Origin of the sequence: Rhodococcus sp. HM1 (assembly GCF_023218075.1) — a bacterium.
GTDB lineage: Bacteria > Actinomycetota > Actinomycetes > Mycobacteriales > Mycobacteriaceae > Rhodococcus.
This window is the reverse complement of record NZ_JALPTB010000011.1, coordinates 49,862-62,506: the sequence shown is the minus strand read 5'-3', so window position 1 is coordinate 62,506 and position 12,645 is coordinate 49,862. Positions and strand designations below refer to the sequence as shown.

13 protein-coding genes and 1 pseudogene are annotated in these 12,645 nt (G+C 68.2%); 6 read left to right on the top strand and 8 right to left on the bottom strand.

The genetic code is table 11. The features are described 5' to 3' along the window. The first annotated feature begins 49 nt into the window (after positions 1 to 49). The 3 genes from M1M07_RS08605 to M1M07_RS08595 all read left to right on the top strand — a co-directional run bounded on the left by M1M07_RS08605 (position 50) and on the right by M1M07_RS08595 (position 4,069). On the top strand, positions 50 to 3,271 hold the full coding sequence (locus M1M07_RS08605; protein WP_248673870.1) for a bifunctional cytochrome P450/NADPH--P450 reductase: 3,222 nt from the start codon (positions 50 to 52) through the stop codon (positions 3,269 to 3,271). A gap of 60 nt (positions 3,272 to 3,331) precedes the next feature. Next, a complete protein-coding gene (locus M1M07_RS08600; protein ID WP_197257970.1) occupies positions 3,332 to 3,601 on the top strand; it encodes a GlsB/YeaQ/YmgE family stress response membrane protein in 270 nt (89 codons plus the stop codon). A gap of 90 nt (positions 3,602 to 3,691) precedes the next feature. Continuing rightward, entirely contained in the window at positions 3,692 to 4,069 is a 378-nt protein-coding gene (locus tag M1M07_RS08595; protein ID WP_197257968.1) for a VOC family protein, read from the top strand. 18 nt (positions 4,070 to 4,087) lie between these two features. Here M1M07_RS08595 and fmdA read toward each other — a convergent pair whose 3' ends face one another. Both fmdA and M1M07_RS08585 read right to left on the bottom strand, forming a co-directional pair. Continuing rightward, on the bottom strand, positions 4,088 to 5,341 hold the full coding sequence (fmdA, locus tag M1M07_RS08590) for a formamidase (protein ID WP_197257966.1): 1,254 nt from the start codon (positions 5,339 to 5,341) through the stop codon (positions 4,088 to 4,090). A 22-nt stretch (positions 5,342 to 5,363) separates the two neighbouring features. After that, positions 5,364 to 5,654, bottom strand: coding sequence for an FmdB family zinc ribbon protein (locus M1M07_RS08585; protein WP_197257964.1), 291 nt, complete (start codon positions 5,652 to 5,654; stop codon positions 5,364 to 5,366). Between the two features lie 198 nt (positions 5,655 to 5,852). On the opposite strand from M1M07_RS08585, the gene M1M07_RS08580 reads away from it, so the two are divergent. Next, complete coding sequence (locus M1M07_RS08580) at positions 5,853 to 7,112, top strand: MFS transporter (protein ID WP_248673869.1); 1,260 nt, start codon at positions 5,853 to 5,855, stop codon at positions 7,110 to 7,112. A 55-nt stretch (positions 7,113 to 7,167) separates the two neighbouring features. On the opposite strand, the gene M1M07_RS08575 is transcribed toward M1M07_RS08580, so the two are convergent. After that, a complete protein-coding gene (locus tag M1M07_RS08575) occupies positions 7,168 to 8,178 on the bottom strand; it encodes an ABC transporter permease (RefSeq protein WP_197257962.1) in 1,011 nt (336 codons plus the stop codon). Between the two features lie 124 nt (positions 8,179 to 8,302). Here M1M07_RS08575 and M1M07_RS08570 point away from each other — a divergent pair, with 124 nt between their 5' ends. Next, on the top strand, positions 8,303 to 8,857 hold the full coding sequence (locus M1M07_RS08570) for a TetR/AcrR family transcriptional regulator (protein WP_197257960.1): 555 nt from the start codon (positions 8,303 to 8,305) through the stop codon (positions 8,855 to 8,857). Here the strand turns inward: M1M07_RS08570 and M1M07_RS08565 are convergent. Further along, entirely contained in the window at positions 8,854 to 9,351 is a 498-nt protein-coding gene (locus tag M1M07_RS08565) for an SDR family oxidoreductase (RefSeq protein ID WP_248673868.1), read from the bottom strand. The genes M1M07_RS08570 and M1M07_RS08565 overlap by 4 nt on opposite strands. A 24-nt stretch (positions 9,352 to 9,375) precedes the next feature. Here M1M07_RS08565 and M1M07_RS08560 point away from each other — a divergent pair. Next, positions 9,376 to 9,651: pseudogene (locus tag M1M07_RS08560) on the top strand (transposase); the annotation flags it as partial. Positions 9,652 to 9,666: 15 nt separating this feature from the next. Here the strand turns inward: M1M07_RS08560 and M1M07_RS08555 are convergent. The 4 genes from M1M07_RS08555 to M1M07_RS08540 form a co-directional block, all read right to left on the bottom strand. Continuing rightward, positions 9,667 to 9,951, bottom strand: a complete 285-nt coding sequence (locus M1M07_RS08555) for an SHOCT domain-containing protein (RefSeq protein ID WP_197257958.1) — start codon at positions 9,949 to 9,951, stop codon at positions 9,667 to 9,669. Positions 9,952 to 10,149: 198 nt separating this feature from the next. Then, positions 10,150 to 10,668, bottom strand: coding sequence for a DUF2231 domain-containing protein (locus tag M1M07_RS08550; protein ID WP_197257956.1), 519 nt, complete (start codon positions 10,666 to 10,668; stop codon positions 10,150 to 10,152). Positions 10,669 to 10,710: 42 nt separating this feature from the next. Further along, positions 10,711 to 11,976, bottom strand: coding sequence for a sensor histidine kinase KdpD (locus M1M07_RS08545; protein ID WP_197257954.1), 1,266 nt, complete (start codon positions 11,974 to 11,976; stop codon positions 10,711 to 10,713). Next, positions 11,973 to 12,644, bottom strand: coding sequence for a response regulator transcription factor (locus tag M1M07_RS08540; RefSeq protein ID WP_197257952.1), 672 nt, complete (start codon positions 12,642 to 12,644; stop codon positions 11,973 to 11,975). The genes M1M07_RS08545 and M1M07_RS08540 overlap by 4 nt, the downstream gene beginning before the upstream one ends. Between the last annotated feature and the right edge of the window lies 1 nt (position 12,645).

Here is a 12,645-nt window from a genome sequence, read left to right as displayed (position 1 = left end):
CTGCATCCGCGACCGCGACAGCCAGGGCTTCCCTCGCTCGGAGCAACCCATGACGACACCGATCGGACTCGACGACCTTCCCGGCCCCCACGGACTCCCGTGGCTCGGCAACCTGCTGGACATCGACACCCACAGCCCGATCGACGGCTTCATCGCGCTCGCCCGCGAATACGGCCCGATCTACAAGCTGTCGCTACCCATGGGAACCCGGGTGATGGTCTCCGGCGCCGATCTCGTCGACGACCTGTGCGACGACACCCGGTTCGACAAACAAGTCGGTGCCGGGCTCGGCGCCCTCCGCAACAGCGTCGCCGGATCCGGATTGTTCACCAGCGCAACCGACGACCCGTTGTGGCATCGCGCCCACAACATCCTCATGGCGCCGTTCAGCCAGCAGGCGATGCGCGACTACGTCCCGCGCATGCTGGACATCGCCGGCCAGCTGATGGACAAGTGGTCGCGTCTCAATCCCGGCGACGAGGTGAACGTCCCGGTCGACATGACCGCACTGACCCTCGACACGATCGCCCTGTGCGGGTTCGACTACCGATTCAACTCCTTCTACCGCGAGACACCGCACCCGTTCGTCGCGGCGATGGTCCGCTCACTGGCCCAGGCCCAGAAACGCGCCCGCCAGCTGCCGATTCAGCGGCGCCTGGACATCCAGGCGAAACGGCGGGCCCAGGAAGACCAGGAGTACATGCAAACCCTTGTCCAAGGGCTCATTTCGGAACGTCGCCGACGCGGAAGCGACGCCGACAATACGGACCTGCTGGGCCGCATGCTCGAGGGTGTCGATCCGAAGAGCGGTCTCGGCCTTCCCGACGAGAACATCGTCGCCCAGTGCCTGACATTCCTGATCGCCGGGCACGAGACGACCAGCGGCCTGCTCTCGTTCGCACTGTACTTCCTGGTGAAACACCCCGAGATCGCCGACCGTGCGCGGGCCGAGGTCGACGAGGTGCTCGGCGACAATCCACGGCCTACCTACGAGCAGATCCGCCGCCTCACCTACGTCACGCAGATTCTCGACGAGACGCTCCGATTGTGGCCCACCGCACCGATGTTCACGCGTGCTCCACGCCAGGACGAGATCCTCGCCGGACGCTACGCGATCCCCGCCGGCACAGGACTTTCCGTAATCATCCAAGCGTTGCACCGCGACCCGGCCGTCTGGGGCGACGACGCCGACACATTCGATCCGGACCGCTTCACCCCCGAACACAAGCAGGCACTTCCCCCGAACGCCTACAAGCCCTTCGGCACCGGGATGCGGGCCTGCATCGGACGGCAGTTCGCGATGCAGGAGGCCACGCTCGTCCTCGGAATGCTTCTGCAACGCTTCGAGTTCGAAGATCACCGCGATTACCAACTGCACACCCGGACCGCGCTCACCGTCAAACCGGACGAGTTCTACATCCGGGTCCGGCCTCGCGCGGGGCACACACTCGGCACCGCGGCGCCTGTCGCCGCTGACACCGCGCCCACCCCGGAACCTGCCGCCGAGCCGGCAGCACCCGCCACCGGGCACGGCACACCGCTGACGATCCTGTTCGGATCGAATCTCGGTACCGCCGAAGGCATTGCGAACAAACTCGCCCGGGAAGGCACCGAACGCGGATTCCGGGTGACCGTCGGCACGCTCGACGACCACATCGATGCCGCCCGTACGGCGTCGTCGCTGATCGTGGTGTGCTCGTCGTACAACGGGATGCCACCGGAGAACGCCGAACAATTCGTCGCGGCGCTGCGCGAGCCGTCGCTGCCCGACGATGCGTACTCGGCCGTGCGGTACACCGTGTTCGGCTGCGGCGACACCGACTGGGCCGCCACCTATCAGGCGGTCCCGACCCTCATCGACACGGAACTCGAACGGCACGGCGCGCAACGCATCCGCCCGCGCGGTGCGGGCGACGCGCACGGCGACTTCGACGCCCAGTACCGGCAGTGGCATTCGGAGCTGTGGTCGGACTGCGAAACAGCGCTCGATCTGCCCTCGGCAGCCGTCGCACCTCCGGACGGCGGTGGCATGTCGATCTCGATCGTCAACCGTCAGCTCGCCAATCCAGTCGTCCTGTCCTATCGAGCCGTCCCCGCCCGGGTCCGTGTGAACCGGGAACTCGTGCGCGATGGTGCCACCGTTCCCGAGCCTCGATCCACCCGGCACGTCGAGGTCGCGCTGCCCGAGGGCATGGACTATCGCGCCGGTGATCATCTGGGCGTGCTGCCGCGCAACAGCGTCGACTTGATCCGCCGGGTGATGTGGCGGTTCGGTTTGGATGCCGGGATGTACCTCACGATCGTCGCGAACCCGGGCACCCACACCCACCTGCCGGTCGACGAATCCACCCCGCTGCTGGGCATCCTCGGCAGCTGCGTCGAGCTGCAGGCCTGCGCCACCCGCTCCGACATCGAGGTGCTCGCCGAGTACACCGAGGACCCGGAACAACGCGCCGAACTGCTGGACCTCCTCGACGACGAGCAGTACCGCGACGAAGTCGCCCTGCCCAACGTGTCGGTTCTCGACCTGCTCGAGCGCTTCCCCGCCTGCACGGTGCCGTTCGAGAAGTACCTGGATCTGCTGCCACCGCTGCAGCCGCGGTACTACTCGATCTCGTCGTCGCCGGCGACCGATCCGGCGACGTGCAGCCTCACCACCGGGGTGCTGCGTGCCCCGGCTCGCGGTGATGGTCGCCCGTTCGCGGGTGTGTGCTCGAACTATCTGGCGGACATGGCGCCCAACAGCACCATCTTCGTCTTCCGCCGTCGGCCGACCATCCCGTTCTACCCGCCGTCCGATCCGAGTGTGCCGATGATCATGATCGGGGCCGGGACAGGGCTGGCACCCTTCCGCGGGTTCCTTCAGGAACGCGCGACCCAGAAGGCACGGAGTGGTTCGGTGGCCCGTTCGCTGTTGTTCTTCGGTTGCCGCTGCCCCGGATACGACGACATCTACTCCGACGAACTGGAGTCCTACGCGTCGAGCGCCGACGTCGGGGTGCACATCGCGTACTCACGGCAACCGCGCGAGGGCCGCCGGTACGCGCAGGACGAGATGCTCGCCCACCAGGACGAGATCTGGGATCTGATCGGGCAGGGCGCGTCGATCTTCGTGTGCGGCAACGCCCGCACGCTCGCTCCCGGGGTTCGTGCTGCCCTCAGCCAGATCGTGGCAGGTAAGCGCGGCTGCTCGGTCGACGAGGCGCAGACCTGGCTGTCCGGTATGCGCGCAGAACACCGCTTCCTCGAGGACATCTGGGGCGGAAGCTGAGTAACGCCGCGAGCCCCGCAATACCGGGCCCGCGCGGGTTTTGCTGCCTATACTCCCGGCATGCTGATCATCGGGATCATCCTGTTCGGATTGCTCGTCGGCGCGGTCGCACAGCTCGTCGTGGGCAAGTCCAAGTCCGGAATCGACTGGACCCTGGCGTTCGTTGCCGGTGTCGGCGGTTCGTTCGTCGGTGGCCTGATCATCAGCCTGCTCGCCGGCGACGGTCTGGCGCTGCGCCCCAGCGGCATCATCGGTTCGATCGCGGGCGCGATCATCGTGACCGCATTGTGGTCGTGGTGGAAGACGAGGTCCACGTCGCCGGTCGACTGACCATGCTGCACACCTGACCGCGCCGCACACCTGACCTGCGGATACACGATTCCGGCAGCGAGAGCGCGCTTCCGGCCGTACCGTGAACCGATGATCACCGGCGTACACACTCTGGTCTACTCCGACGACCCCGACGCGACCCGCGCGTTCTTCCGCGACATCCTCGGGTTCCTCTCCGTCGATACCGGTGGCGGCTGGCTCATCTTCCGCACCGGACCGTCCGAACTCGGCGTCCACCCGACGTCGGGCGTCCACGAAGGCGTCGAGTACTCCTCGCCGCGGCAGCATTCGATCTCGCTGATGTGTGACGACCTCGAAGCGACGATGGCCGAATTGTCCTCGAAGGGTGCACGATTCACCCGTGAGGTACGCGACGACGGCTACGGCCTCACCGTCGATGTTGCGGTACCCGGGGCCGACGACATCCTGCTGTTCCAACCGCGCTACGATCCGCCGGCCTTCCTCTGACCGGCACGGCGACGCCGATCATGCGGGCGAATGCGGTGCTCCCACACCCGGATCGATCCGCACCGGGCCGTCCGCCGTCGGCTTCACGGGGAAGTCGAAGATCGTCGTCGGAATGTACACCGTCGCACAGGAGTTGGGGATGTCGACGACCCCCGACAATCTTCCCTCGATCGGTGCCGCGCCGAGCAGCAGATATGCCTGTTCCGGGCTGTATCCGAATTTCGTGAGGTAGTCGATCGCGTGCAGGCATGCCCGCTGGTATGCCAATTGGGAATCGAGGTAGCGCTGTTCGCCGTCGAGGGTGACCGAGGTGCCGGAGAACGCGAGCCATTCCGAGAACTGCGGGTCGGTGTTACCCGGCATGAAGATCGCATTCTCGCTCACCCCGTAGGTCTCCATGCCTCCCCGGATGAGGTCGACGCGCAGATCGATGAAGCCGCCCATCTCGATGGCCCCGCAGAACGTGATCTCGCCGTCGCCCTGGGAGAAGTGCAGGTCGCCGACCGACAGGTTCGCGCCGTCGACGAACACCGGGTAGAAGATCCGACTCCCCTTGGTGAGGTTCTTGATGTCCTGGTTGCCGCCGTTCTCGCGCGGCGGCGCGGTCCGTGCCGCCTCTGCTGCGACCCGGTCGAAATCCGCACCGGTGAGGCTGCCGAGGATCGCGCCGTCCGGCTCGGGCGGTAGTGCCAGCGGCGGCACCCGATCCGGATCCGTGGCGATCAGCGCGGCTTCGCGCGTGTTCCACGTCGAGAGCAGATCGTGCGAGGGGGCCGTCCCCATCAGCCCGGGATGCACGATGCCGGTGAACGACACGTGCGGGACGTGGCGACTCGTCGTCTTCTGTCCGGAGAAGTCCCAGATCGCCTTGTACGCGTCCGGGAATTGATCGGTGAGGAAGCCGCCGCCGTTGGGCTTGGCGAAGATCCCGGTGTAGCCCCAGCCCTGACCGGCGAGCGGGCCGGAGTCCTCCTGCGGGATCGGGCCGACGTCGAGGATGTCGACGATCAGCAGATCGCCGGGTTTCGCGCCCTCCACGGCAAACGGACCCGAGAGTGCGTGCACGGTGTGCAGCGGCGCGTTGCGGATGTCGTCGGCCGAGTCGTCGTTGTGGATCGCCCCGTCGAACCATTCCCGGCAGTGCACCCGGAACGAGTCCCCCGGCTTCACGGTCGCGACGGGCGGGATGTCGGGGTGCCAGCGGTTGTGACCGATCTTGTCCTGGTCGGTGAAGCGGCGGGTCGAATCGAGGGGGAAGATGACGTCGGGCACGAAACCTCCTTGATCGGCAACTTCAGGGGCGAGGAAGCAAGCGGTGCCGGGGATCCGTCGTAACGGGCCGCGGCGGTCGCCGCGAGCTCCCCGGCAGTGCACCCGATACGACGCCGGGTTCGGACGCCGTCCGCGCTGCCGCATCGTGTGCACGCATCGCCGCCGATCCGCCACGACCGAGGCGCGGCGCGCCGAGCAGACGCGGAGCCGATCGGGAACAACGGGGACAGGGCGCGGCCGGCCCGACCTCGCTCATCGACATCGAGAGATCGAAGGAACCGCAGTCGGCGCATCGGAATTCGTACAGCGGCATCGGCATCCGTTCTTCGCATATCCGGTGTGCCCCCGACCGTATCCGACCGATTGCGGCCGCGCCGGAGGTCGGCGAAAGTCGTAACGTCGAGGCAACCTTGCGGCTCGGGTGCTGCGACTGCCTGGCAACCCGGGCGAATCGGCGACGGCGACGTGCCCGTCGAGTCGCCCGCGGCGACGGCTCTGCCAGGATGTGCCCATGAAATCAGTGGCCCGGCTGGGCACGATCCCTGTGTCCACGATGGTGCTGCTCGCTGCCCTGTATTTCGCGCAGGGCCTGCCGTTCGGCTTCTTCACCCAGGCTCTGCCCGTGGTGCTCCGGGAGTCCGGATTCTCGTTGATCGCGATCAGCGCGACCGGAGTTTTGTTCGCACCGTGGGCGCTGAAGTTCCTGTGGGCGCCGTACGTCGACCACTACGGCACTCGACGCCGATGGCTGCTGACGCTGCAGTTGCTGTCGGCGGCGGTGACCCTCTCGATGGCGGCACTGGACCTCGAGTCGTCGCTGCGCTGGCTCCTGGTTGGGATCGCGGTCGTCAATGCGGTGTCGGCGACCCAGGACATCGCCACCGACGGGCTCGCAGTGCAGCTGCTGAGCCCTCGAGAGCGCGGTGTCGGCAACGGAATTCAGGCGGGCGCCTACCGAATCGGGATGATCGTGGGCGGCGGTGCGTTGCTGTGGCTGTTCTCCATCGCGGGATGGCGAGCGCTGTTCGTCACGATGGCCGGGCTGCTGCTTCTGACGACGATCCCCGTGTGGACGATGCCGCAGGCGTCGGTACGCAGCGTTCAGGAGCCGGCGACCCCGGTACGGCTGGCGGCCGGGTGGTGGACGCGTCTGCGCCGGCCCGGGATGATCGTCTTCATCCTGCTCATCGGCGGCTTCAAGTTCGGAGACTCGATGGGGTCGGCGATGGTCGGCCCCTTCATGTCCGACGCGGGTCTGTCCCTCGGGCAGATCGCGCTGATCAAGGGCGTCCTGTCGTCGGTCGGTGCACTCGCGGGTGCGGCACTGGGTGCGTGGATGTGCTCACGGTGGGGCCGGCGGAGGGCTCTGCTGATCGGTGGCGTGACCCAGACCGCGAGCGTGGCGCTGTATCTGGTCGCCTCGCTCGGGGTCGGCGGATTCGGATTGATCGTCTCGGCGAGCCTGGCCGAGCACGTCCTCGGCGGCGCCGCGACCGTGGCGGTGTTCACGCTCATGATGGACGCCGCCGATCGCGACCACGCGGGCAGCGACTACACGCTGATGGCGTGCGCGATCGTGGTCGTCCAGGGCATCGCCGGTTTCACGGCGGGCGCGGTCGGTGAACTGCTCGGTTATCCCGCTCTGTTCGGCACGGGTGCCGCCCTGTCGGGTCTCGGCTGCGCGGTTCTGCTCGTCGCTCTCGACCGAGGAGTGGGACCTCGTGGCGTCGGCGACGTCTGGCGAGCACCCGAACGGACGAACGCAACCTGAACGGATTCGGCCGGACGCCCGTGAGGCGTCCGGCCGAATCCGGGTCGGGCAGGTGTCAGGCCTGCGCCTCGGCGGGTGCGCGACGCGCGCCCACGGCGTAGAGCGCCAGGCCCACGACGACCCACGTCACGAGAGTCAATGCGGCCGTTGCCCCGCCGGCCCAGTCGAAGTAGGCGGCCGAGCGGACCAGGGTTCCGGCTGCACCCGGCGGCAGGATCTGGCCGAACGTGCCGAGCCCGCTGGGCAGCCACGCCGAGGTGGTGGCGATGCCGGCCAGGGGGTTGCCGAGGAACATCATCGTCATGGCGCCGAGCGTGAATCCCTTGGCACCGAACGCCTTCTGAAGACCCGCCAGCGGAAGGGCGAGCCCTGCGATACCCAGCGTGAGGGCCGCCGCGACCGGCCACATGCTCGATTCGATGCTGCCGAACCAGTGGGTGAGCACGGCGGAAACTGCGATACCGCCGAGCGCGGCGAAGCCGATCAGGCCCGCGAGGTACCACGCATTGCTACGCGGGAAGATCTTCCGGAACGCGACGACCGGGACGATGCCGCCGAAGACGAGCGGGAACGCGAGTCCGCCGATGCCGATGCCGGTGGGATCGGACGCGGGCAGCGGAACGACGTCCTCGACCGTCACTGCGGATCCGGTCGCGCGGGCCACGGTCTGCGCGGTGCCGGTGAGCGATCCGGAGATGGCGGACGAACCGGCACTGGCGACCAGAGCGTGGACGTTGCCGCCGTCGACGACGAACCCGCCGACGACCTCGCGATTGCGGATCGCGTCGCGCAGAGCCTCGTCCGACTCGAAACGCTGCGGCTCGTATGCATCCGGGGCGGCCGCGCCGAGGGCCTGCTCGAATTGGGCGGTATCGGTTCCCACCACCCCCACCTGCAGATCGTGGGCGCCGCTCTCGAGCGACGGCAGGATGAAGACCATCAGGAGCAGAACCAGGATCACGCCGAGGCCGGCACACATGGCGAGCAGCATGGCGGCGGGGTTTCGGGTGCGTCCGGAAGCGCCCTCCTCGGCTGCCGCCGGGGACTCCGTGTCGATCTGTGTCATTCCCTCGTCCTTCTGCCCCGGTGTTGAACCGGATGAAGATCCTCCACTTATGTGGAGAATAATCCTCCGTTTAGAATGGGATGTCAAGAACGCCCGTCAGGACCGAGCGCCCGAGGAGTTACAGATGCGTTCCGATGCCGCGAAGCGTCGTCAGGCAATCGTCCGGGAGGCACGACGGTTGTTCGCCGCCCACGGCAGCGACGTCGCGTTGGAGACCATCGCCGAGGCCGCAGGCGTCGGCATCGCCACCCTGTACCGGAACTTCGAATCACGCAGCGCGCTTGCCCACGAGGTGGCGCTGGCGATCCTCGGCGACATGCAAGCAGCGGCGGCCGATGCCCTCGACGCGTTCGATGCGGCGCCCGACACCGCCTGGACGAACTACGTGCAGCGACTCGTCGAACTGGATCTCGGGGCGTTGTCGGGCGCTCTGACGGAGTACGTCGCGCACGAACTGCCGGAGTCGGTGCGCCGGGCGCAGCAAATCACGCTCGCCGGGGTCGAGGACGTGCTCGCCGCCGCCCGGTCCGCGGGCGCGGTCCGCGCGGATCTGGGTGCGCTCGAACTCGTTCTCGGGATCGGCATGATCACCCGCCCCCAGCCCGCGGCCATCCGCGCCGTCGCACCCGACCTCGTCCCCCGCCTGGTGTCGATCATGCTGGCCGGGATGCGGCCCTAACTGTCCCCTTCCAGGGTCCGTTCCAGGACATCGGCGGGCGCATAGTTCGCCCAGCCGTGCCCGGGCCAGTTGAACCATCCGGACGACGCGAGGGTTCCGCCGTCCGGATGCAGCGTCGTGCCGGTGATGAACGACGACAGTCCCGACGCGAGGAACACGACGCAGTTGGAGATGTCGTGGACATGTCCGACGCGCCCCATCGGAATCGCGATCGCCGCACTGCGCGGATCGGCCAGGGCGTGCTCCCCCGCCGCGAGCCGCTCGAGGTTCGGTGTCGGAACGAATTCGGGCGCAACGTTGTTCACGCGGATGCGGTCCGGCGCCACCTCGACCGCGAGTGTTCGGGCGAACTGCTCGACGGCGGCCTTCGTAGCGGAGTAGACGGCGAAACCCGATGCGGCCCGGTGCGCTTCGATGGTCGAGAGGTTGACGATGCTGCCGCCGCGGCCACCGTTCTTCATCCGGCGCACCGCGAGCGAACACGCGTGCAACACGTGCGAGAGGTGTACGCCACCTCGGCCACGTTGAACAGCGAGATCGCGAACCTCGAGAAGTGCGCGGCCACTCATTTCGGCCGGCACCCGGACGCTGAGATCCTGCTCGGCCAGCCCGGTCTCGGGGTCGTTCTCGGTGCCCGGGTGCTCACCGAGTTCGGGGACGCCCCCGGTCGTTACGTCGGTGCGAAGGCACGGAAGAACTACGCCGGGACCAGCCCGATCACCCGAGCGTCCGGCAAGACGCGTGTGGTCTGCGCCCGGCACGTGCACAACGACCGGCTCGTCGACGCCCTGAACACTGCTCGGCGGTTGTCACGTGGACGGGTGCCCCGGCCGGTGCGAGTGCAGAACCTCGAGACAACGCCGAAACTCGTCCTCGTCGATCTCCCCGTGCGCGAAGCGTGTTGCCAGGATGCTCTCCGGGGTCGGTTCCGGAACAGGCGGCGGGACCGGAGGCGGTCCCACTTGCGGACCCGGACTCAATGCTCGCACCAACAGGACGATCCCCGCGATCACGAGCGCCCAGAACAGCACCATCGCGACGGTCATGAGGACATAGCCCCAGCCGCTCATGCCGTCGCCGTACCAGAACATCATCGAGATCCACTCCTCCCGCTCGGCGACGCTCCTTCGGGGCGCCGCGGGACCGTTCGTCCACTTCCATGCTCCCCGTCCACGACAATCTGTTCCGCGTCGATTTCGCGAAGACCCGCCCGAGATGGGCCGGACCGAACATGCAGCCGACCACAACGGGAACCGGTGCCCAGCGGCGTCACGGGGGTGGAACCGCCGCGGTCACCGATCCTGCGTCGCCGAGGCATCCTCCGGGTTGTTCCAGACCGCGGCAGCGCCGCTGTCACCGACCCGATAGACCTGGACGACGGATCCAACCGCGAGAACGATCCCGACGACGGCGAACCCGATCGCAAGCACCCGGGACACCTGTGTCGGTGCGGAACCCGCGCGCTTCGCCCACCACGCGCGGACCCGGGACTGGTGGATCGCCCACCACGCGAACGAGACCAGGAACAGCCCGGCCGACCAGTAGACGAGCTGGTCGCCCAGCTCGGCGTGGGTCTCCACCAGCGGATCGCGCGGCGTCCGGTGCTCGAGCCACTCGCCCGCCTGAGTTGTCAGCGGGACAAGGACGAGGGACACGAACGCAACTGTCGGCGTGATGACCCCGAGCCTGCGCCGGGCGGCCGGCCAGCATACCGACAACAGCAGGAGCAGCGCCGACAACGGAACCAGCACCACCACGAAATGCACCAGCAGCGGGTGGATCGGCATTCCGTTGAACGTTGTGGGGCCCATGCTTACTCGCCTTCGTCGAGATGTGTGCGATCGGGCGCCAGACTAGGGGCGAATTCTTGGAGCTTTCTGGGAATCGACAGGTAGTTCGAGCGTGAAGCTGGCTCCGTGACCTTCTCGCGATTCGACCAGGACCCGGCCGCCGTGAGCCTCCGCCACCTCTCGGACGAGGGCGAGGCCGATACCGTATCGGCGCGGCCCCCCGGGCCGGTCCGGTCCGTGCGCGAACCGCGTGAACAGCCGCTGCATCTGCTGAGGAGGGATGCCGATGCCGGTGTCTGTCACCGTAATTCGGGCATACTCGGCATCGGCAGCGACGCGGATGGTGACACGTCCGCCCGGCCGGACGTGAGTGACGGCATTGTCGACGAGTCCGTGCACCGCACGCCGCAGGGCCGGACGGGATCCCGACACCACTGCCGTCGCGGTGTCTCGTTCCAAGTCGACAGTGACACCGAGGGATTGCGCGTGCGCCGAGACGCTGTCGCGGATCTCTTCGCACATGTCCGCCGTGTCGACCGGTTCGCGGGCGTCCGGGCCGGACTCCAACGACGCCGAGAGCAGGAGATCCTCCACGAGCTCGGAGAGTGCTCGGGTATCGTCCACCAGCCCCTCGAGCTGCCGGGACACCTCGGACGGCTCGAGGCGGCCGGCCCGGCGCGCCAGCAGCTGCGCCCGGGTGTGCAGGACGGTGAGCGGCGCCCGCAGCTCATGGGAGGCGTCGGCGACGAATCGACGCTGCAGCGAAAGCGCCTGCGAGAGCGGCCGGATGGACCTTCGGGTCAGCAGGAAGACGACCAGCGTCGAGGCCGCGATGCCGGCGAACTCGGCGAGGGCCAGCGCCGTCAGCAGTCGATCCCGCCCGGCCTCGAACGGTTCCAGGTCGAGAAGGACGACGGCGCGTCCGTACGAGTTGTCGGCGACAAGCACCCGGAAGTGCCGGTCGCCGTCACGGAACTCGACGAAACCGTTCGGGGCATCCACCAACTCCAGGGCCCGCGGCGGGGCGCCGGGGCCGGCCTCGGTGGCTCCGTCGTGGTCCCGGAGCACGATCACCGTGCCGGGCGGAGGATCGTCGACGTCCTCGGCGGTCGCGACGATCGACCGCAGCTGAGTGTCGATCTGACGCGATTGCACGCGGCTGTCGACGAGGAACACGGCGACGCCGACAACCAGCAGAACGAGAGCGAGGGCGATCGCGGACTGCAGCGCTGCGAGCCGACCCGCGCGGCGCAGCAGGTGCTCGTCCCCGATCACCGCGGCCGGTCGCGTCGCGAGGGTCGGAGGGCGACCGCGCCGTCGTGTTCTCATCGGGAGCCGAGCCGGTATCCGACGCCGCGCACGGTTCGCACGACATCGGGTCCGAGCTTGCGACGCAGGTAGTGGACGTAGGTGTCGACGGTCCCCAGCGCACCGGCGGCACCGAACGCGGCGTCGAGGAGTTGCCCTCGCGTGAAGACCTGACCGGGAGCCGCGGCGAGCACTGCCAGCAGCGCACATTCGCTCGCCGATAGCTCGACCACCCCGTCGTCCCCGATCACCGTCCGGCTCGCGAGATCCAGTCGACGACCTGCCACCGGCAACTGTTCGGCCCCGTCGAACCGGCGACGCCGCAGAGCCCGGAGCCGGGCGAGCAGCTCGGGGATCTCGAACGGCTTGACGAGGTAGTCCTCGGCACCGGCGTCGAGTCCCTCGACGCGATCCCCGAGTGTGCCCCGGGCGGTCAGAACGAGCACCGGTGTGCCCACCCCGCGCCGCCGCAGCGCACGCAGCACCTCGATACCGTCGCGTCCCGGCAGGCCCCGGTCGAGGACGACGACGTCGTGCCGGCCGGTCAAGCCCAGCTGCAGACCGGCCTGGGCGTCACCGGCGACATCGACGCGGTAGCCCTCGTCCGTGAGCAGTTCGACGAGCAGATCCGCGAGGCGCGCGTCGTCCTCGACGAGCAGGACCGACGGGGGCGCGGCAGACGTGGACATG